Raw genomic sequence first — 20,269 nt, forward strand, 5'->3', positions numbered from 1 at the left:
ACCGTCAGAGTGCGCTCTTGGGTCTATTGTGTTTACCGCATCTGCGGTCCGTCTGTCTGGCGGTTGAAGGAGAAAAAGATGAACAGGTCTGAAAATACCGGGATGTCTAACGCACGCATGGCATCAACCGAACCGGTGCGCAGCAACGCGGGCAGGGCGGACGATCTTTTACCTTTATGTCGCCACAATCGGATCAAATCCCTACCACAAATTGGCTCTATCAAGGCGTTAGGCGGCTCATTTTTGGCACGCCATTTCGCAAGACTAATAAAGAAAGTTTTTTTACGGCCATTAGCTGCCGGCCTCGGGGACTTCCCTCGGTCGCGCAGCGAGATTGAACACGGCCCCGGCCGCGGGTTGAGCTAATTACGGTTCGCCCGACATCGGGCATTTAGTGATTTGAGGCGCACCGCACATGCCTCACCAGTATTTTGGAGACGACAGACATGACATTTTTCCTCGGAAGCCTACTGAGTATGTATTCAGGGTCCAAGAGCGGCTCTACAAGCTCCACCGGTTCCACAAGCAGTAAAGACGGCATTGTTGAGGGGACGGGTAAGGGTGACCTGATCAACACAGCCTACACGGGCGATCCGAACGGTGACCGGGTCGATGCAAATGATGCCGTCCTTGGAAATATTGGTTCTGACGACGATATTATCTTGGGCCGCGGTGGGGACGACACCATTTTGGCCGGTGACGGAAACGATACCGTGCTGGGCGGTTCGGGCGACGACAGTATTCTGGGCCAGGACGGGAACGACGTTCTGTTCGGCGACGCCGGTGTTGCAGCCACCGGAACTGCGCCGCGCGAAAGCTTTGAGTGGTCCAAGGCACCGGATCCCAGCGGCGACGGCACAGCCATCGACGAAGATGACAACCTCAAGGCGGGCTTTGTGCAAAACACGGGCACCGTCAATGTGACATTCGAATTGAAGTCGTTTTCGCCCGACAAGAACGCCCATCAGGAATACACAGCCGACAATCAGAATATTAATGGCATTGTCGGTGACAGCAGCGGTGTGAACAAGAACAGCGCATTCGAGTCCTTCGCCAACAAATCCGGTGAAACTGCCTTTTCTCTGAAGTTTGACACCGAAGTTGATAATGTTTCGTTTAATATCAACGATATCGACAACAGTGGTGCCGTTAAAATCATCGCTTACGACGCGGCCGGGAACAAGCTTGATGTCGATCTGACAGGCGGATCCTGTGTCGAGCTAAGCAGCTCTGGCAACGTGTATCTGGCGAAAAGCAAGGGCGGCGACGAAGAGGCGGACGGGTCCAAATATTCGGTGAATGTTTCGATCGACGGCCCCGTGTCGCGGATCGAATTTGTCCACACCGGATCCACTTGCGGTAACTCGGGCATTAACGTGACGGATGTCTTTTTCGACAATCCGGCCACGTTCATCATCGACGACACCTCCATGGGCGATGATACCATTCATGGCGGCGAAGGTGACGACCTTATCTTTGGCGACAGCGGCAACGCACCGGCAACTGTGCGCGAAAACTTTGAGTGGGAAGGTGTTACCGACCGCCAGATCGACAATGGATTTACCCAAGATACCGGCAATGTCACTGTCAAGTTTTCGCAGGTTATCGACACGGGCAACCACGCGGCCGATGCATCAACGGCCCAGCTAAACACCACCGGTGTTATCTCGAACGGGGATCCGGTTGATGACAACAGCTCGCTCCAATCCGTCACGCATGGCAAGGGCAACACGGGCCAGTTCCAATGGGAATTCTCGGATCCGGTGGCGAATGTTTCGTTCAACATCAACGACCTGGATTATGACGGTATCGTCAAGGTCGAAGCCTATGATCTGAGCGGCAACCTGATCAAAGTGGACCTGACCAGTGGCTCAGGCATAACACTGTACGACAATGATGCGGCACCCGGCTATGACACGGCAGACAGCAAGGGCGGCGGCGGAAGTGTGGATTCCACCAAATACACAGTGAATGTCAGCATTCCCGGCCCTGTGTCCCGTATCGTTTTGACCCACAGCCAAGACGGCCACAACAATTCGGGCATTAACGTGACCGAAATGTACTATGACACGTCCATTGGTCCAGTTACGCCCGGTACCGAGGGTGGCGATGACGTCATCACCGGTGATGCAGGCAATGACACGATCTATGGCGAAGGTGGCGACGATTCCATCGATGGCGGTGCGAACGACGACTATATCGAAGGCAACAACGGTGACGACACCATCGCGGGTGGCAGCGGTAATGACACCATCTATGGTGACACGCCGGGCGCTGCACCTGCCCTAGCGGCGGCGACGCTTCGCACTGCGGTCGCTGCGACCAGCAGTGCCGGTGCCGGGAACGATTCCATCATGGGCGGTGCTGGCGATGATGTTATCGACGGCGGCGCAGGCAACGACACCATTCGCGGCGAGGCTGGCAATGACAGCATGCGCGGCGGTGACGACGAGGATCTGTTCCTTGACGTGAACGGTGGCGATACCATCGACGGTGGTTCCGGCCCGCTCGCGACCGACTATGACGTGATTGATCTGACTGGATCGCTGAATGGTGGCAGTTACCGCCTTGAGAACCTGCGCGGCGATACGGATGCTGGCGACAGCGTCGACGACGGCAGCCGCAACGATGGTCAGGACGGTACAATCGTATTTACCGATGCGGCTGGCAAGGAAACCGGCCGTCTGGATTTCACCAACATCGAAAGCATCGTGCCGTGCTTTACGCCGGGCAGCTTGATCGCGACGGCAAAAGGCCAGCGCCGGGTCGAAGACCTGCAACCGGGTGACATGATCATCACGCGCGATAACGGGTTGCAGGAAATCGCATGGGTCGGCCAAAGATCTTTGACGCAAAAGGATTTCATCCGGCGGCCAGAGCTGAAACCGGTGCTGATCAAGGCGGGATCACTGGGTGAAGACATGCCAGAGCGTGATATCATGGTGTCGCCAAACCACCGGATGCTGATCGCGGACAAAGGGGTGTCGATGTATTTCGACGAACCCGAAGTTCTGGCCGCTGCCAAACATCTGGTCGGCAAAGACGGGATCAGCCACGTGGACGTGCCCGAAACGAGCTATATCCACTTTATGTTCGAGCGCCACGAGGTTGTGCTGTCGGACGGTACCTGGACAGAAAGCTTTTACCCTGGCGATTACACGATCGACGGTTTGGGATCGGATCAGCGGGACGAGATTCTAACGCTATTCCCCGAGCTTGAGACCGAAATGGGCATCAAGAACTACCGGACCGCCCGTCCTACGGTCAAAAAGTACGAAGCCAAGCTGCTGTTTAGCTAAATCCAGATTTAGGCCCGCTGATATTGGGGGGCTGCGGCTATATTAACCGGGGTGCAGGGTAATCTCTGCGCCCCGGTTTGCATTAGATATATGCGTTTGAGTACAAGTTGGCGCAAATGCGTTGTTGCTTGTCCGAATGAAAGTATTAACCTGCCGTTTAGATCGTCGAAAACGCCGCACGCTGCGAGAGTTTTCGAACGATCACTCTGGGAGGAGAAAATATGACGGACAAAACAAACATTAACCGGCGTTCTTTTCTAACGAAATCCGCCGTTGCTGGCGGCGCTGCTGCTGGCGGTATGCTGGCTGCACCTGCTGTGCTTGCGCAAGCGCCGATCGTGATCAAGATGCAGACATCGTGGAATGATGCCAACATCTGGCAGGATTTTGCGCGCGACTATGCAACCCGCGTCGAAGAAATGTCGGGTGGGCGCCTTAAGGTTGACGTTCTGCCAGCCGGTGCTGTTGTTGCCGCATTCCAGGTGCTGGACGCGGTAAACGACGGTCTGATTGATGCCGCACACTCTGTGCCTGTTTACTGGTACGGCAAAAACAAAGCGGCGTCGTTGTTCGGCACGGGCCCTGTTTTCGGCGGCTCTGCAACAACCATGCTGTCGTGGTTCTATGAAGGCGGCGGTCAGGCACTGTACAACGAATTGACCCAAGACGTTATGGGTCTTGATGTCGTTGGCTACATGGGCTTCCCGATGTTTGCACAGCCCTTTGGTTGGTTCAAAGAAGAAGTGAACAGCGTCGCGGACTTGCAAGGCTTTAAGTATCGCACAGTTGGCCTTGCGGCTGATCTGATGGCCAAACTTGGCATGTCGGTGGCACAGCTGCCCGGCGGCGAGATTGTTCCCGCGATGGAGCGTGGCGTGATCGACGCGTTCGAGTTTAACAACCCATCGTCGGACAAGGATTTTGGCGCGCAGGACGTTGCCAAGAACTACTATCTGTCTTCGTATCACCAGGCGTCTGAAAGCTTTGAATTCCTGTTCTCCAAGACCTTCTTGGAAGATCTGGATCCTGATCTTCAGGCCATCTTGAAATATGGTGTCGAAGCGGTATCGACCGCGAACACAGCCAAAGCGATGAACCGGTATTCTGCGGATCTGCAGTTCTTGCAGAACGATGCAGGCGTAAACGTGCGCCGCACTTCCAAGGAAATCTTGGACGCGCAGCTCAAGGCATGGGACGAGCTGATTCCGGAACTGGAATCGGATCCGTTCATGAAGAAATGTCTCGACAGCCAGCGTGACTGGGTCAGCCGTGTGTCTTACTACGAGCTGATGAACTCGCCTGACTACGGGTTGGCTTACGAGCACTACTTCCCCGGCAAAATCCAGCTTTGACCGCATAGGTCAGTGTAAAGAAACGAGCCTCGGCATTTTTTGTGCCGGGGTTCTTACGCGCAGTAAGGGAACACCATGTTATCCATTATCCGCTTTGCCGATAACCTTTCGGCTTGGTTCGGCAAGTCATTCGCGTGGCTTATTTTGTTGATGTCGATCGGCACGGGCTACGAAGTTTTCGTGCGCTATGTAATGAACAACCCAACAGCTTGGGCGTTGGATGTATCTTTTATCATGTATGGCACACTGTTCATGATGGGCGGTGCCTATACGCTGTCTCGGGGCGGGCATGTTCGGGGCGATTTCCTGTACCGGCTTTTGCAGCCGCGGACCCAAGGCAAGATTGATCTGGTGTTGTACATCCTGTTCTTCTTTCCTGGTGTTACGGCCCTTATTCTGGCCGGTTGGAAATACGCTGCCCGATCATGGCAATACGGCGAGGTGTCGGTAAACAGCCCGGCAGGTGTGCCGATTTATCAGTTCAAAGCAGTAATCGTTGCTGCAGGTATCTTGTTGTTTGTCCAAGGTATCGCACAGGTATGCCGATGCATCATCGCCATCCGCGATAACTATTGGGTGGAACCGGACGAAGACGTGTTCGAGACCGAAGACCTGTTGATGCAAGAGGCCAACAAGGCCGAGAAAGACCATATCACATGACCGATCCGCAAATTGCCCTGATGATGTTGGGCCTGTTCATCATCTTTGTTTTCCTTGGCTTTCCGATTGCATTCACGCTGATGGCGATGGGCATTGGCTTTGGATATTATGCCTATTTCGACGCGCGCCGCATGTGGCGCAGCTTTGACCGATTAGACGAAACTGCGGGGCAGTGGGACCAATGGTCGACCTGGTTCGAGGGGTTTTATAATAACCGAATATTCGACTTATTCGTGAACCAGACCTTTACGGTTATGTCGAACGAAGTTCTGACCGCCGTGCCGTTGTTCTTGTTCATGGGTTATATCGTCGAACGCTCCAACATCGTGGACCGTCTGTTCACCACCTTGAATGTCGCGTCCAAAAACGTGCCGGGCTCGATGGGTGTTGCGGCACTGATCACTTGCGCCTTGTTTGCGACAGCCACAGGTATTGTGGGCGCGGTTGTGACCTTGATGGGTCTGCTGGCGCTGCCAGCGATGCTCAAAGCGCGCTATGACCCGTCATTTGCGGCAGGCATCATTTGCGCGGGCGGTACGCTTGGTATCTTGATCCCACCGTCGATCATGCTGATCGTTTATGCTGCGGCAACCAACGTATCTATCGTGCGTCTCTATGCGGCGGCGTTGTTGCCGGGCCTTACGCTTGTGGGTCTCTATCTGGTCTATATCGTTGGCCGGTCGCTGATCCAGCCATCCTCGGCCCCGAAACCCACGGATGACGAAGTGCCAGACATGCCGATGGGCAAACTGGTGTGGATGATCATCACCTCCTTTGTACCGCTCGCCTTTTTGATCTTTGCGGTTCTTGGATCGATCCTGTTTGGTCTTGCCACCCCGACCGAAGCAGCATCCATCGGTGCCTTGGGCGGCATCTTCCTTGCCTTTATCTATCGGGCAATGACGTGGCAGCGGATGCGCGAAAGCGTCTATCTGACCGTGCGTACAACGGCGATGGTGTGCTGGCTGTTTGTCGGGTCCTATACCTTCTCGGCGGTGTTCTCGTATCTTGGCGGCGAACATGTGATTTCCGAGTTCGTTCAAGGCATGGACCTCACGCCCATCCAGTTCCTGATCCTTGCCCAACTGATCATCTTCTTGCTTGGCTGGCCGCTGGAATGGTCCGAGATCATCATCATCTTCGTGCCGATCTTTCTGCCGCTTCTGGCCGTGTTCGAGATCGACCCGCTGTTCTTTGGGATATTGGTGGCGCTCAACCTGCAAACCAGTTTCCTAACGCCGCCCATGGCCATGTCGGCCTATTACCTCAAGGGGATCGCGCCGCCCGAACTTCGGTTGACGCAGATTTTCGCGGGCGTGATGCCGTTCCTGTTCTGTGTGATCCTGTCGATGGTACTGATGTATGTCTTCCCGTCGATCGTGTTCTACCTGCCGGAAATGTTCTATGGACGATAACGCCCCACACGCCGATCACTTGGTCGCGTCGCCTAGCGTGACGTTACTGCGTGATCGGCTGGCATCCGGTGCGCTGGATGCCATTGTCTTGGTCGAAAGCTATATCAAACGGATCGAAGCCCGCGAGGCCGAGGTCGGCGCGTGGGCTTGGTTCGATGCAGATTTCGTGCGCGCGCAGGCCAAAACGCTGGATGCACAGCGCCGTGCGGGGCTGCCGTTGGGCCGTCTGCACGGGCTTCCAGTAGGGTTGAAAGACGTCATTGATACCCTGCGCATTCCGACAGAAAACGGATGCGCGGGCGATGCAGGGCGGGTGCCACTGCGCGACGCTTTTATCGTTGAGCGCCTCAAGAAAGAGGGCGCGATCATCATGGGCAAGACGGTCACGACCGAACTTGCCTTTATGCACCCGGGCAAAACCGCCAACCCGCATAATCTGGCCCATACGCCGGGCGGATCATCGCAAGGGTCTGCTGCCGCAGTGGCCGATGGCATGGTCCCTTTGGCCATTGGCACGCAAACCGGCGGGTCCATAATCCGGCCTGCATCGTTTTGTGGCGTGACCGGATACAAGCCGACATTCGGCGCGATCCCGCGACGTGGGGTTTTGACCCAATCGCCAACGCTGGACACCATCGGTGTTTTCGCCAGCGATCCCGCAGGGGCCGCATTGCTAGCAGAGGTTTTGTTCGGCCATGACATCGACGACCCGGCAACCACATTGGCCCCCACACCTGCGCTGCATGCGGCGGCGGTGTCAAAGCCACCTCTGCCGCCGGTGTTCGGTTTTATGCGCCCCCCGGGCTGGGACGATCACGCTGAGCCGCAGTTGAAAGAAGCCTTTAACGAACTGATTGCAGCACTTGGCGATCAGGCGTTTGAATTGCCGCTGCCATCTGTGTTCCAATCCGCCGCCGAGCAGCGCAAAATGATCAATTTTGCGGAAATGGCATATCACTATTACCCCTACGCCCGCGATATGGGCGATCAGTTGGGGCAGGTGACGCGGGATGCGATCACCGAGGGGAACGCGGTTCTGGCCCGCGATTACCAATCAGCCTGCGATATGCCCAAGGTGTTGAATGCAGCACTGGATGAATTACTGACCCGCTGCGACGCTTTGATTTGCCCGTCGGCAACCGGGCCCGCACCGCGCGGCCTTGAAACAACCGGCGATCCGATTTTCAACGGTCTTTGGACATTCTGCGGCACACCTTGCATCAGCCTGCCGCTTCTCACCTCGCACGAGGGGCTGCCAATGGGCGTCCAGCTTGTCGGGGAACGTGGCAATGACGCGCGTCTGATGCGCACGGCGCAATGGCTTTTCGACTGGGTCGATGGCGCAACACAATAAGGAATGAAATGACATGAACCGCATACTTGCCCTTTTCGCATTCGCCACGCTTGCTGTATTTTTGCTGATTTTAGCTGTCAAAGTGCCAAGCCCTGATCTGGTGATTATTGTCGTCGTGACCCTCGGGTTCGTAGGTTATGATTTTGCCACCTCAAGCAAAAACAAGCGAGATTAACCTCATGCCCAAGCCGGTTATCTGGATTACGCGCACTCTCTCTGACGCCACCCTGACCCGTGCCCGCCGCGACTACGAAGTCATCTGGGACCCTGCAGATACACCGGGCAGCGCGGATGATATCATCGCGATGAGCGCAAAGGTCGACGGCGTCATTCCGTGCCATTCCGAACATTTCAGCGCCGATGTCGTGGCCCGACTTGATCCACGTCTTAAGATTGTCGCGAACCATTCTGTCGGCGTTGATCACTGCGATCTGCCCGCGCTTGCGGCCAAAGGGATCACCGTCACCAACACGCCCGGCGTGCTATCGGATGCCACGTCTGAACTGGCGATGATGCTGATGCTGGGGGCCGCACGTCACGCGGTCGAGGGGGATCGCACAGTGCGGTCCGGTGAATGGAAAACCTGGTCGCCGGGCTTTTTGGTGGGCAAACAAGTCACCGGCGCGCGGCTGGGGATTATTGGCATGGGCGGCGTCGGCCGCGCCTTTGCCCGCAAGGCGCGTGGCTTTGATATGGAAATCCATTATCACAACCGCAGTCGCCTTTCGCCCGAGGACGAGGCCGGCGCGATCTATCATGAAAACCTTGATGATCTGTTGGCGGTTGCCGATTTTCTGTCATTGCACTGTCCCGCAACGCCGGACACGACCGGATTGCTGAACGCCAACCGGATGGCGCAATTGCCCAAGGGCTGCGTGGTGGTGAACACGGCGCGGGGCGCATTGGTGGATGAAGATGCATTGCTGAAGGCCGTTGAAAGCGGCCATGTCGGCGCGGCTGGGCTTGATTGTTTTGTCACTGAACCCGGTGGCAATCCGGCTTTGGCACAGCATGAAAACATCATGATGATGCCCCATGTCGGCAGCGGCACGATCACGACGCGTAATGCCATGGGGTTCAAAGCACTGGATAATCTGGACGCGTTTTTCCGCGGCGATACGCCACCCGACAAGCTCTGATTACCTTAGCGTCGCGGTGCCTTTCAGCTGTTGAAATTCGCCATAAGCTGGTGGAATTTCTCGCCTTGGACGGCCACGTGCCGGCGCAGGACTGCGGCGGCTTTTTCAACATCTCCGGCCTCGAGCGCTGCGACGATCTCGCGGTGTTCTGCCATCGATTGCCCCATGCGCCCGCGAAACCGCAGTTGCATTTTGCGGTAGGCCCGTAGCTTGCTTTGCAATCTCAACGCTTGTTTTTCCAGATAACCGTTTGCGGACCCGCGATAGATGATCTGGTGGAATTTCTCGTTCTCGGCATAGTATTGCGCGTGATCATTCTGGTTGATCGCCTCTTGGCAGCGGATGTTGGCCTCGGCCAGTTGTTGCAATCCCGCTTCGGTAATGCGGGACGCTGCCAACCTGCCACAAGACGATTCCAGTTCGGCCATCATCTCGAACATCTCCATCAGTTCGACAGGGCCGGGCAGACGTACAAACACCCCCCGCCGCGGGATTTGTTCGGCAATACCGGTCGCAACTAGCACCTGAAGCGCCTCGCGCACGGGGGTCCGGGAAACGCAGAACTGATCCGCCAGCTTTAGCTCATCCAGCCGTTCGCCATCACGGTATTTGCCAGCAAACACATGCTGTTCCAAGGTTTCGGCGATCTTGTCTGCGCGTCTTATTTCCATGACGGCAATTTAGCAGTGGTCGAAATATAATGCAATGCACGTCAGATTGTATACAAGATGTTTGACTTGGGATGCAGGACGTGGAAAGCATTGTTCCGTAGAACCGGGGCTTTTGACCTTGGTCGCATTCTGGGAGGAATATATGAAAATGACTGCACTCAAGGCAGCGGCGACGCTTGCCTGCTTTACACTCGGCTCTGCCGCTTACGCCGAAACCCTGCGCCTGTCGCACCAATGGTCCAACAAAGACGTACGCCATCAGGTTGCACAGATGGTCGCAGATGATGTTGCGGCGGCGAATGTCGATCTGGAAATCCAGATTTTCGGGTCCAAGTCGCTGTTTAAACCACGCGAGCAATATCGCCCCCTCAGCGGTGGCCAGCTGGATATGACAGTGCTGCCCCTTAGCTATGCCGGTGGCCAACAGCCTGCGTTTAACCTGACATTGATGCCCGGCATGGTGAAAAACCACGATCACGCTGCCCGGCTTAGCGCGTCGCCCTTTATGGCCGCGCTCGAAGAGAAAATGGCCGAAGATGATGTTATGGTCTTGGTCCACGGATATCTGGCGGGTGGTTTTGTCGGCAAAGACAAATGCATCACCAAACCCGAAGACGTGAAAGGTCTGCAAACCCGCGCGGCTGGTAAGGCGTTTGAACAAATGTTGGCAGGGGCAGGGGCGTCGATTGCGTCCATGGCATCCTCCGAGATTTACAACGCCATGCAAACCGGCGTTCTGACAGCTGCGAACACATCGTCGTCGTCTTTCGTGTCGTACCGGATTTACGAACAGGTTGCGTGCTATACCCCTGCGGGCGATGTCGCGTTGTGGTTCATGTATCAGCCTCTGTTGATGAACAAATCCAAGTTTGACGGCCTGACAGCTGATCAGCAAAATGCACTGCTAGAAGCATCCGCCAAAGCACAAGCATTCTATCTGGAAGAAGCCAAAAAGCAGGATGCTGAATCCGAGCAGGTGTTCCGTGACGCGGGCGTGGAAATCGCGCAGATGACGCCGGCAGACTTTGACGCCTGGCGTGCCCTGGCACAGGAAACATCCTACAAAGCGTTCGTAGCAGATGTGCCAGACGGTCAAGCGCTGCTCGATATGGCGTTGTCGGTCGAATAATCCAACTAAGGAAGGCTGCAGATATGTGGCCTTCCTTGCACATGTGACAATCTCAAACTTCTAAGGATGGTGTTATGGCGGGCCAAAGCTCGGCCGTCGCTGCGCGGACAGGGGATAATCTGTTCTTGCGTGTTGTGGCTGCTCTTTCAACGGTAGCAGGGTGGTGTTCAGCGGCGATGATCGTCGCGGCGGTGGCCATTACCTGCCAGATGATTTTTATCCGCTTCGTGCTGAACGGGTCGACCATCTGGCAAACCGAAGCGGTGATTTATCTGGCAATCGCGTCAACGCTGGTGGGGCTGCCCTATGTGCAGCGTCTGCGTGGGCATGTGAACGTCGATCTGGTCCCGATCTCGCTGGGGCCGCGTGCGCGTTACATCATGGCGATTTTCACCTTGTCGCTGTCCACCGTCATGGTCGCGATCATGCTGTGGTACGGCTATGAATTCTGGCACCTCGCCTTTGAGCGCAACTGGAAATCCGACACCATTTGGGGCGTCCGCCTGTGGATACCCTATGCCGCGCTGCCCATCGGTTTTGCGTTGTTCTTGTTACAGTTGATTGCTGATCTGATCGCGGTCGTTTTGAAAATTGATAAGCCGTTCGGCTTGGAGGATAACTAGTGGATCCGCTTACACTTGGTGCGTTTGTCGCCTTTAGCACGATTATCGTTCTGTTTTCCGGTGTGTCGGTGGCGCTTGGCCTGCTGATCGTATCTACAGGGTTTTTGATGATCTTTGACGGGATGCGGTCGCTTGAGCTGTTGCCCGAAATCCTGTTCGGCAAGCTGGACAACTTTGCGCTTTTGTCGATCCCGATGTTCATCATCATGGGCTCGTCTATTGCATCCACACGGGCAGGGGCCGATCTTTATGAGGCACTAGAGCGCTGGCTGACCCGTGTGCCGGGCGGGCTGGTGATTTCCAACCTCGGGGCCTGTGCGCTGTTCGCGGCTATGTCCGGATCCAGCCCTGCCACTTGTGCCGCGATTGGCAAGATGGGCATCCCCGAGATGCGCAAACGTGGTTATCCCGACGGTGTGGCAGCTGGGTCGATTGCGGCGGGCGGTACCTTGGGTATTTTGATCCCGCCGTCGGTGACAATGATCGTGTACGGCATTGCCACTGAAACCTCGATCGGGCGTCTGTTTTTGGCGGGTGTGATCCCCGGCTTGCTGCTGGTTGCGCTGTTCATGGCGTGGTCGCTGTATTCCACATGGAAATCGGGAAACCGTGAATTGCTGGCGACGGGCAACTATACGTGGAAGGAAAAGTTTGAAATCCTGCCGCGCGTGTTGCCGTTCCTGTTCATCATTCTGGGTGTGCTGTACGCGATGTATGGCGGTGTTGCGACGCCGTCTGAAACTGCGGCTGTGGGCGCGCTTTTGTGTCTGCTAATCGCCATGGTGATCTACAAGCTGTGGAACCCGCGTGACCTGTGGGTCGTGCTGCGTGACAGCACCAAAGAAAGCGTGATGATCCTGTTCATCATCGCCGCGGCGGGTGTGTTTTCCTACATGCTGTCCAGCCTTTATATCACGCAATCCATCGCCAACTGGATTGGCACCTTGGATGTGAACCCGTGGGTGTTGATGGGCTTTGTGAATGTGTTTTTGCTGATTGCGGGCTTCTTTTTGCCGCCCGTTGCGGTGATCTTGATGGCGGCACCGATCCTGTTGCCGATCATTACGACGGCGGGCTTCGATCCGATCTGGTTCGCGGTGGTGCTGACGATCAACATGGAAATCGGGCTGATCTCGCCTCCGGTGGGGTTGAACCTTTATGTGATCAACGGCATCGCGCCTGATATCTCGTTGAAAACCATTCTGATGGGATCGCTGCCTTTCGTCGCCTGTATGGTGCTGGCGATCATCCTGCTATGCATCTTTCCGGGGCTGGCCACGTGGTTGCCCGACGCGGTGATGGGTGTCGCGATATGAGCTTTATCTCGGGCCTTCTCGCTTCGGTTTTCGAGCGCAGCTATCGCAGGGCGATCTCGGACGAGGCCGAGGGGCACACCACAAGCGAGCTGTGTCGCCAATTGCTTGGCAGCCATGGCGAAGTGTCCGGCAGCACCTTGGCCCGGCTGATCTTTGACCGCTACGGCGCGATGAACAGTGATGAAAAACAATCGTTTTTCGAGTTCATGACGACCAGTCTAGAGATCGACCCCCAAGCGGTTCGGGACACGCTCAAGGCCTATAGCGATGCCCCGTCCAAGAAAAGCTATCGCGCGTTTGCCCGCGCCTGCGAGCCCCAGCGTCAGGAATTGGCGCGCCGATTAAATCAGGTGCCGGGCGGTACGGGGCAGTTGGTCGCGATGCGCAAAGACCTATTGGCCATGCTACGCGATCAGCCCGCGCTTGAGCCGCTGGACGTGGATTTCCAGCATTTGTTTGCCTCGTGGTTTAACCGCGGCTTTCTGGTGCTGCGCCCGATCAATTGGTCCAGCCCCGCAAATATTCTGGAGAAAATCATCGCCTACGAGGCAGTGCATGCCATCGACAGTTGGGATGATCTGCGCCGCAGGGTGCAGCCTGCCGACCGGCGGTGTTTCGGTTTTTTTCACCCTGCCATGCAAGACGAGCCGCTAATTTTCGTCGAAGTCGCCCTGACCAAGGGCACCCCGAATTCCGTTCAGGCCTTGCTGGCCGACGGGCGCGACGCCATCAGCGCTGATGACGCCGATACCGCGGTTTTCTATTCGATTTCGAATTGTCAGGCGGGGCTTGCGGGGATTTCCTTTGGCAACTCGCTGATCAAACAGGTGGTAGCCGATCTGTCACGCGACCTGCCGAACCTCAAGACCTTCGTCACGCTGTCCCCGATCCCCGGTCTGAACAAATGGCGCGCGGCAGCTGATCCTGCGATCGCGGCAGGGCCTGATGACACAGCCGTAGCCGCGCATTACCTGATCGAGGCCAAGCGCCCCGGCGGCAATCCCCTTGACCCGGTCGCACGGTTCCATCTGGGCAATGGTGCCATGGTACACGCCGTTCACGCAGATGCCGATGTGTCCCCGAACGGGATGAAGCAATCGAATGGTGTGATGGTCAACTATCTGTATGATCTGTCGCAAATATCAAAGAACCACGAACAGTTCGTCAGCGAAAAAACGGTTGTTGCATCCTCAGAGGTACGCGCGCTAAGCGCTTCCTGTGGATCTGAAGTATAGGAATTTGAAGTATGGCTAATCCGCTTTTTGATAGTCTTTTTGGGAAACACGCAGGCAAATCGCAGGTGTTTTTGCAGTTGGCTGACGGGCAGACGATCACCTATGCGGATTTTCTGCGCATGGCTGCACAATATGCCAACGCCCTGACCAAATTCGGGTTGGTTCCCGGTGACCGTCTGGCCGTGCAAATTGCCAAATCCCCGCAAGCCTTGGCCGTCTATGCCGCTTGCGCACAGGCTGGCGTTATTTTCCTGCCGCTGAACACGGCCTACACCCCCGAAGAGGTGTCGTATTTCGTTGAAAACAGCGGCGCGCGGTTGGTGTTGTGCGATCAGGCCAAACACGCAGGCATGGCTCCCGTGGCCAAGGCATGCGGCGCTGAGCTGGCGACGATGAATGCCGATGGGTCAGGCACGTTTGCCGATGTGGCAGCGGGCATGCCCGACAGCTTTGCAACCGTTGACCGGACACTCGATGATCTGGCCGCGTTCTTGTACACTTCGGGCACCACGGGCCGGTCCAAAGGGGCAATGCTGAGCCAAGGCAACCTGCTGTCGAATGCGGAAACATTGGTCAGTGAATGGCAGTTCACCAAAGACGATGTTTTGCTGCACGCCTTGCCGATTTTCCACACGCACGGACTGTTTGTTGCGTCGAACATCATATTGCTTACGGGCGGTCAGATGATTTTCCTGCCGGCCTTTGACGTCGACCAGATCATTGAAAACCTGCCCAAATCCACATCGCTGATGGGCGTGCCGACGTTTTACACGCGGCTTCTGGGCGACCCACGCTTTACCAAAGAACTGGTCGCGCATATGCGGCTTTTCGTATCCGGCAGCGCGCCGCTGTTGGCTGAGACCCATGTGCAGTTTGAAAAGCTGACCGGGCTGCGTATCCTTGAACGCTATGGCATGACCGAGACCAATATGAACACCTCGAACCCGTATTCGGGCGAACGGCGTGCGGGCACTGTCGGCTTTCCATTGCCGGGGGTAGAGCTGAAGATCACCGACAGCAAAACCGGCGAGACCTTGCCCCAGGGTGAGATCGGCGAGATCGAAGTCCGCGGACCGAACGTGTTCAAAGGCTATTGGCAGATGCCGGAAAAGACCGCCGAGGAACTGCGTGAGGATGGTTTCTTTATCACTGGCGACTTGGGGCAAATCGACGACGACGGCTATGTTCATATTGTCGGGCGCAACAAGGATATGATCATTTCGGGCGGCTACAACATCTACCCCAAAGAAATCGAGCTGCTGTTGGACGAGGAAGAAAACGTGCTGGAATCCGCTGTGATCGGCGTGCCGCATCCGGATTTCGGGGAAACTGTCGTGGCGATCTTGGTGCCTGCGCCCACGGGTCAGCCCGATGTCGACGCGATCAAGGCAAATATCGCAACCTCGCTGGCGCGGTTCAAACATCCGCAAAAGATGATTATCATGCCCGAACTGCCCCGCAATACGATGGGGAAGGTGCAGAAAAAGGCACTGCGCGATCAGTTCAAAGACCTGTTCGCGGGCTAAACCAAGGGGGATGCCCTAAAGGGCGTCCGCCAAAATCCCGACCAGTTCTGACTGTGACAGGGCAAAGGGGTTCCCTTTCATCGACGACGCCCCGGCCGAGGCTTGCGCGATGTCATCAAGATCGGCCTTGGTGACGCCCATGTCGGCCAGCCCCCGCAGACCCATCTTGCGCGACCATGTTTTCAGCTGCGCCAGACCCGTGCCATCTGTGCCGTCACCAAGCTGGCGGTCGATCTGATCCAAGACCCAGACCAAGCGGCTGTGAACCTCTGTCCCTGCGTCCGCCTTGCGCATGTGGGATGCCAGAACCGCAGGCAAAAGCGCGCCGCAGATTTCGCCGTGGGGCGCGTTGGTTCTGCCGCCAATCACGCCAGCAAAACCGTGCACCGCCCCCAAACCCGCATTGGCCAAGGCCAACCCGCCCCAAGTGCTGACCCGCGCCATGTCATCCCACGCAGCGGGTGCATCGTTCTCAACCACGTCCCTGATCGCGCCAAGCCCGGTTGGGATGGCAGCCACACACAGCGCGTCAGTCATCGGGTTTGCCTTGATCGAAAGATAGGGCTCAATCACTTGGGTGATTGCGTCCAGCCCCGCCGCCAGCGTGACGCGGCGCGGTGCGCCTTGCATCAGGTCCGCATCAACGATGGCGATGTCGGGGATCATGCGGGGATCGCGCAGGCTGACCTTGATGCCATGTTCAGGCACCGTAATCACCGCGTTTTTTGTGACCTCGGCACCCGTCCCGGCGGTGGTCGGCAGGGCGATTAGCGGCAGGGGGGCGTGGTCAAGCGGACGGCCGGTACCCACGACCTCAAGGTATTCTTGCGGCGGGGATGCACAGGGGATGAGGGCGGCCAAAGCCTTGCCAAAGTCGATGACCGCGCCGCCACCCAAAGCGATGACGACATCGGGGTTGAACCCTTTGATCTGTGCCAATGCCTGTTGGATATCCGGCAAGCTGGGTTCGTTCTGACAGCCAAGCGTATGCACCGTCATTCCGGCATCCGTGCAGGCCTTTACCAACCAATCGGCACGTCGCGCATTTGCGCCATGGACCAGCAGAACGTTGCTGCCGAACGCACGGGCAAGGCTGGGGGCTTGTGCGCTTTGACCACGGCCAAAATGGATGGCTTGGGGGCTAAAGAATGAAAACATATCCGGTTCCTTGCGCTTTTGGGGCTGGTAACTCAGACGCTCAGTGTCGCCTGAACGGCCCTTTTCCATCCGTCGTATTTCTGGCCGCGCAGGGTTTCATCCATATGCGGTGAAAACTGGGTTTCGCGCGCCCATGCTGCGGCAAACCCCTGTTGATCAGGGTATAGACCCGCCCGCATCCCTGCCAGCCACGCGACCCCCAAGGCGGTGGTTTCGTGGTTAACGGGGCGGTCCACAGGGGCCGCGATAATATCCGACAAAAACTGCATCGCCCAATCATTGGCCGCCATGCCACCATCCACCCGCAAGGTGGGCTGCACGCCAGTGGCTTTCCAGTCTGCCGACATCGCTTCGAGCAGGTCACGGGTCTGATAGCCGACGCTTTCAAGCGCTGCTTTGGCCATTTCAGCGGGCCCGGTGCCACGGGTCAGCCCAAAGGTGGCCCCACGGCAGTCGGGGTTCCAATAGGGCGCGCCAAGCCCGACAAAGGCGGGGACTAGGATCACGTTCTGATGTGGATCGGCCTGTTCGGCCAGCGCTTGGGTCTGTGCCGCGTCCGAGATGATTTTCAACCCGTCGCGCAGCCATTGCACCACCGCACCGGCCACAAAAATCGACCCCTCAAGCGCGTAGGTGGGTTTGCCGTCCAGCTGATAGGCGATGGTCGTCAGCAAGCGGTTGTTCGATTGCACAGGCGTGTCACCGGTATTGAGCAGTGCAAAACATCCGGTGCCATAGGTTGATTTCAACATGCCGGGCTCAAAGCAGGCCTGCCCGATGGTCGCTGCCTGCTGATCGCCCGCAACGCCATAGATCGGGACAGGGCTGCCAAGGAGATCGCTTTGCGTCTGGCCAAAATCAGCGGCGCAATCCTTGACCTCGGGCAGCATTTCCATAGGGATGTTCAGCAGACCGCATATGGTCTGGCTCCACCGGCCTTTGTGAATGTCATACAGCATGGTGCGGGCGGCATTGGTGGCGTCAGTGGCATGCACGGCCCCGCCGGTCAGCTTCCAGATCAGGAAACAATCGACGGTGCCAAACAGCAGCTCGCCCTTGGCGGCGCGGTCGCGGGCACCTTCAACATGGTCTAGAATCCAGCCCAGTTTGCTGGCAGAAAAATAGGGGTCCAGCAAAAGGCCGGTGCGGGCGGTGATCATCGGCTCGTGACCGGCATCGCGCAGGGTCCGACAGGTGTCGGCTGTGCGGCGGTCTTGCCAGACGATGGCGTTGTAAACGGGATCGCCCGTTGTCTTGTCCCAGACAATGACGGTTTCGCGCTGGTTGGTGATGCCGATGCCGGAAATATCCGACGCCTTAATACCCGCGCTTTCAATCGCATCGCGGCAGGTGGCAACTGTGGTGTCCCACAGGTTCACGGGGTCATGTTCAACCCAGCCCGATTGCGGGAAATGCTGGGGGAATTCTTGCTGCGACTGCGCCGTGACGGCCATCGCGCCATCAAAAACAATCGCGCGGGTCGAAGTTGTGCCCTGATCAATTGCAAGAATATAGGTCATATGGATCCCCGTAGCGTTAAGTGAAAAAGCGGCCACCTTGAGGGGCAGCCGCTGATCTGAACTTTAGGCACATGGCCCGATGGTTCAAGAGTTAGGAAAATCCGGGGCCTGATGCCAAGCCCCGGAAAGGTCGTTTACTGCCAGGATTTGATCAGCTCGTCATAAGCGATGGTCACTGGCGTTTCGTCTTCGTTGGCCAGTTTCGCTTTGGGCGAACCGGGCTGCGACAGCCAGTACTCTGGGTCCATTTCTTCGTTCATGACCGGGCCATATTCGCCCTGAACACCGGCACGCTCCAGACGGATCAGAACTTTTTCCTGATCTGCGCAAAGTGCATCAAGCGCTTCTTGTGGGGTTTTCGCACCGGACATTGCGTCGCCGATGTTCTGCCACCACAGTTGGGCCAGCTTTGGATAGTCAGGAACGTTGGTGCCTGTTGGCGACCACTGAACCCGTGCTGGGGAACGGTAGAATTCAACCAGACCACCCAGTTTCGGCGCACGCTCGGTAAAGCTTTCGTGCTGGATCGTGGATTCACGAATGAATGTCAGACCAACATGGCTTTTCTTCACGTCCACAGTCTTGGATGTCACGAACTGCGCATAAAGCCACGCGGCTTGTGCACGGTCCACAGGTGTGGATTCCATCAGCGTCCAGGAACCGGCATCTTGGTAGCCGATCTTGGTGCCTTCGGTCCAATATGCACCGTGTGGGGAAGGGGCCATGCGCCATTTTGGCGTGCCGTCTTCGTTCATCACGGGCAGATCAGGCTCAACCGATGCTGCGGTAAAGGCAGTGTACCAGAACATCTGCTGGGCAACGTTACCTTGGGCAGGGATTGGTCCCGCTTCAGAGAATGTCATACCGGCAGCGGCAGGCGGGGAGTATTTTTCCAACCATTCGATTGCTTTGGTCACGGCGTAAACAGCTGCTGGTCCGTTTGTGGCACCACCACGCGCAACGCAGGACCCGACGGGCTGCGATTTCTCGTTAACGCGGATACCCCATTCGTCGACGGGCAGACCGTTTGGTTCGCCCACGTCACCGGCACCAGCCATGGACAGCCACGCGTCAGTGTAACGCCAGCCAAGCGACGGGTCTTTCTTGCCATAGTCCATGTTACCAAAGACTTCGCCTTCGACGCCAAGACGCGATAGATCGCGACCGGTGAAGAATTCAGCGATGTCCTCGTAAGCGGACCAGTTGACTGGAACGCCCAGATCATAGCCATATTTCGCTTTGAAATCAGCCTTGTTCTGTTCGTCGTTGAACCAATCGTAGCGGAACCAATATAGGTTCGCGAACTGCTGGTCGGGCAGTTGGTAAACCTTGCCATCGGGACCTGTTGTAAAGGACAGACCGATGAAATCTTGCAGATCAAGGTTTGGGTTCGTGACAGCCGCACCTTCGCCCGACATCCAGTCGGTCAGGTTGCGCGCCTGCTGGTACCGCCAGTGCGTCCCGATCAGATCGGAGTCGTTGATATAGGCGTCATAGATGTTTTCGCCCGACTGCATTTGTGTTTGCAGCTTTTCAACAACGTCACCTTCGCCGATCAGGTCATGGGTGACCTTGATGCCGGTGATGGCCTCGAACGCCGGGGCCAGAATGTTGGATTCATATTCGTGGGTGCCGATTGTCTCGGAGACCACATTGATGGACATGCCTTGGTAAGGCTGTGCTGCATCTACAAAGAATTGCAGTTCAGCTTCTTGATCGGCGCGTGACAGCGTCGAAAGATCGCCGATCTCGCTATCAAGGAATGCCTTGGCGGCATTCATGTCTGCGAACGCTGGCGCGCCAAGCATGCAAGCAGCAAGCCCGATGGCAGTCGTTCCTTTTAGTCGCAAGTTCATGGTTGTTCCTCCCTAA

17 protein-coding genes are annotated in these 20,269 nt (G+C 56.8%); 13 read left to right on the plus strand and 4 right to left on the minus strand.

Going from position 1 to position 20,269, the window contains the following annotated elements; translation table 11 throughout:
- Positions 1–78 precede the first annotated feature (78 nt).
- The 8 genes from KZZ06_RS14905 to KZZ06_RS14940 all read left to right on the plus strand — a co-directional run bounded on the left by KZZ06_RS14905 (position 79) and on the right by KZZ06_RS14940 (position 9,219).
- Entirely contained in the window at positions 79–366 is a 288-nt protein-coding gene (locus tag KZZ06_RS14905) for a hypothetical protein (protein WP_219580906.1), read from the plus strand.
- A gap of 80 nt (positions 367–446) precedes the next feature.
- A complete protein-coding gene (locus KZZ06_RS14910) occupies positions 447–3,299 on the plus strand; it encodes a Hint domain-containing protein (RefSeq protein WP_219580907.1) in 2,853 nt (950 codons plus the stop codon).
- 221 nt (positions 3,300–3,520) lie between these two features.
- Positions 3,521–4,651 (plus strand): TRAP transporter substrate-binding protein, encoded by a 1,131-nt coding sequence (locus KZZ06_RS14915; protein WP_219580908.1) that lies wholly within the window; start codon positions 3,521–3,523, stop codon positions 4,649–4,651.
- A gap of 75 nt (positions 4,652–4,726) precedes the next feature.
- Complete coding sequence (locus KZZ06_RS14920; RefSeq protein ID WP_219580909.1) at positions 4,727–5,311, plus strand: TRAP transporter small permease subunit; 585 nt, start codon at positions 4,727–4,729, stop codon at positions 5,309–5,311.
- Positions 5,308–6,726, plus strand: coding sequence for a TRAP transporter large permease subunit (locus KZZ06_RS14925; protein ID WP_219580910.1), 1,419 nt, complete (start codon positions 5,308–5,310; stop codon positions 6,724–6,726). The genes KZZ06_RS14920 and KZZ06_RS14925 overlap by 4 nt, the downstream gene beginning before the upstream one ends.
- Positions 6,716–8,080 (plus strand): amidase, encoded by a 1,365-nt coding sequence (locus KZZ06_RS14930; RefSeq protein WP_219580911.1) that lies wholly within the window; start codon positions 6,716–6,718, stop codon positions 8,078–8,080. The genes KZZ06_RS14925 and KZZ06_RS14930 overlap by 11 nt, the downstream gene beginning before the upstream one ends.
- A gap of 13 nt (positions 8,081–8,093) precedes the next feature.
- A complete protein-coding gene (locus KZZ06_RS14935) occupies positions 8,094–8,255 on the plus strand; it encodes a hypothetical protein (protein ID WP_219580912.1) in 162 nt (53 codons plus the stop codon).
- Between the two features lie 4 nt (positions 8,256–8,259).
- Positions 8,260–9,219 (plus strand): D-glycerate dehydrogenase, encoded by a 960-nt coding sequence (locus KZZ06_RS14940; protein WP_219580913.1) that lies wholly within the window; start codon positions 8,260–8,262, stop codon positions 9,217–9,219.
- Positions 9,220–9,242: 23 nt separating this feature from the next.
- On the opposite strand, the gene KZZ06_RS14945 is transcribed toward KZZ06_RS14940, so the two are convergent.
- Positions 9,243–9,890, minus strand: coding sequence for a GntR family transcriptional regulator (locus KZZ06_RS14945; protein ID WP_219580914.1), 648 nt, complete (start codon positions 9,888–9,890; stop codon positions 9,243–9,245).
- Positions 9,891–10,032: 142 nt separating this feature from the next.
- Between KZZ06_RS14945 and dctP the strand changes: the two genes are divergently transcribed.
- From dctP to KZZ06_RS14970, 5 genes are all read left to right on the plus strand, one after another.
- Entirely contained in the window at positions 10,033–11,019 is a 987-nt protein-coding gene (gene dctP, locus KZZ06_RS14950; RefSeq protein WP_219580915.1) for a TRAP transporter substrate-binding protein DctP, read from the plus strand.
- Positions 11,020–11,093: 74 nt separating this feature from the next.
- Positions 11,094–11,642, plus strand: a complete 549-nt coding sequence (locus tag KZZ06_RS14955) for a TRAP transporter small permease (RefSeq protein ID WP_219580916.1) — start codon at positions 11,094–11,096, stop codon at positions 11,640–11,642.
- Positions 11,642–12,958, plus strand: a complete 1,317-nt coding sequence (locus KZZ06_RS14960; RefSeq protein ID WP_219580917.1) for a TRAP transporter large permease — start codon at positions 11,642–11,644, stop codon at positions 12,956–12,958. Before KZZ06_RS14955 ends, KZZ06_RS14960 begins: the two co-directional genes overlap by 1 nt.
- A complete protein-coding gene (locus KZZ06_RS14965) occupies positions 12,955–14,193 on the plus strand; it encodes a malonyl-CoA decarboxylase (protein WP_219580918.1) in 1,239 nt (412 codons plus the stop codon). Before KZZ06_RS14960 ends, KZZ06_RS14965 begins: the two co-directional genes overlap by 4 nt.
- 11 nt (positions 14,194–14,204) lie before the next feature.
- Entirely contained in the window at positions 14,205–15,719 is a 1,515-nt protein-coding gene (locus KZZ06_RS14970) for a malonyl-CoA synthase (RefSeq protein ID WP_219580919.1), read from the plus strand.
- A 15-nt stretch (positions 15,720–15,734) separates the two neighbouring features.
- Here KZZ06_RS14970 and KZZ06_RS14975 read toward each other — a convergent pair whose 3' ends face one another.
- From KZZ06_RS14975 to KZZ06_RS14985, 3 genes are all read right to left on the minus strand, one after another.
- Positions 15,735–16,877 carry an iron-containing alcohol dehydrogenase gene (locus tag KZZ06_RS14975; RefSeq protein WP_219580920.1) on the minus strand — a complete coding sequence of 381 codons (1,143 nt, stop codon included), beginning with the start codon at positions 16,875–16,877 and terminating at the stop codon, positions 15,735–15,737.
- Between the two features lie 32 nt (positions 16,878–16,909).
- A complete protein-coding gene (gene glpK / locus KZZ06_RS14980; RefSeq protein ID WP_219580921.1) occupies positions 16,910–18,397 on the minus strand; it encodes a glycerol kinase GlpK in 1,488 nt (495 codons plus the stop codon).
- 134 nt (positions 18,398–18,531) lie between these two features.
- Entirely contained in the window at positions 18,532–20,253 is a 1,722-nt protein-coding gene (locus KZZ06_RS14985; RefSeq protein ID WP_219580922.1) for an ABC transporter substrate-binding protein, read from the minus strand.
- Positions 20,254–20,269 lie beyond the last annotated feature (16 nt).

Origin of the sequence: Sulfitobacter sp. CW3, assembly GCF_019392245.1 — a bacterium.
Classification (GTDB): Bacteria; Pseudomonadota; Alphaproteobacteria; order Rhodobacterales; family Rhodobacteraceae; genus Sulfitobacter.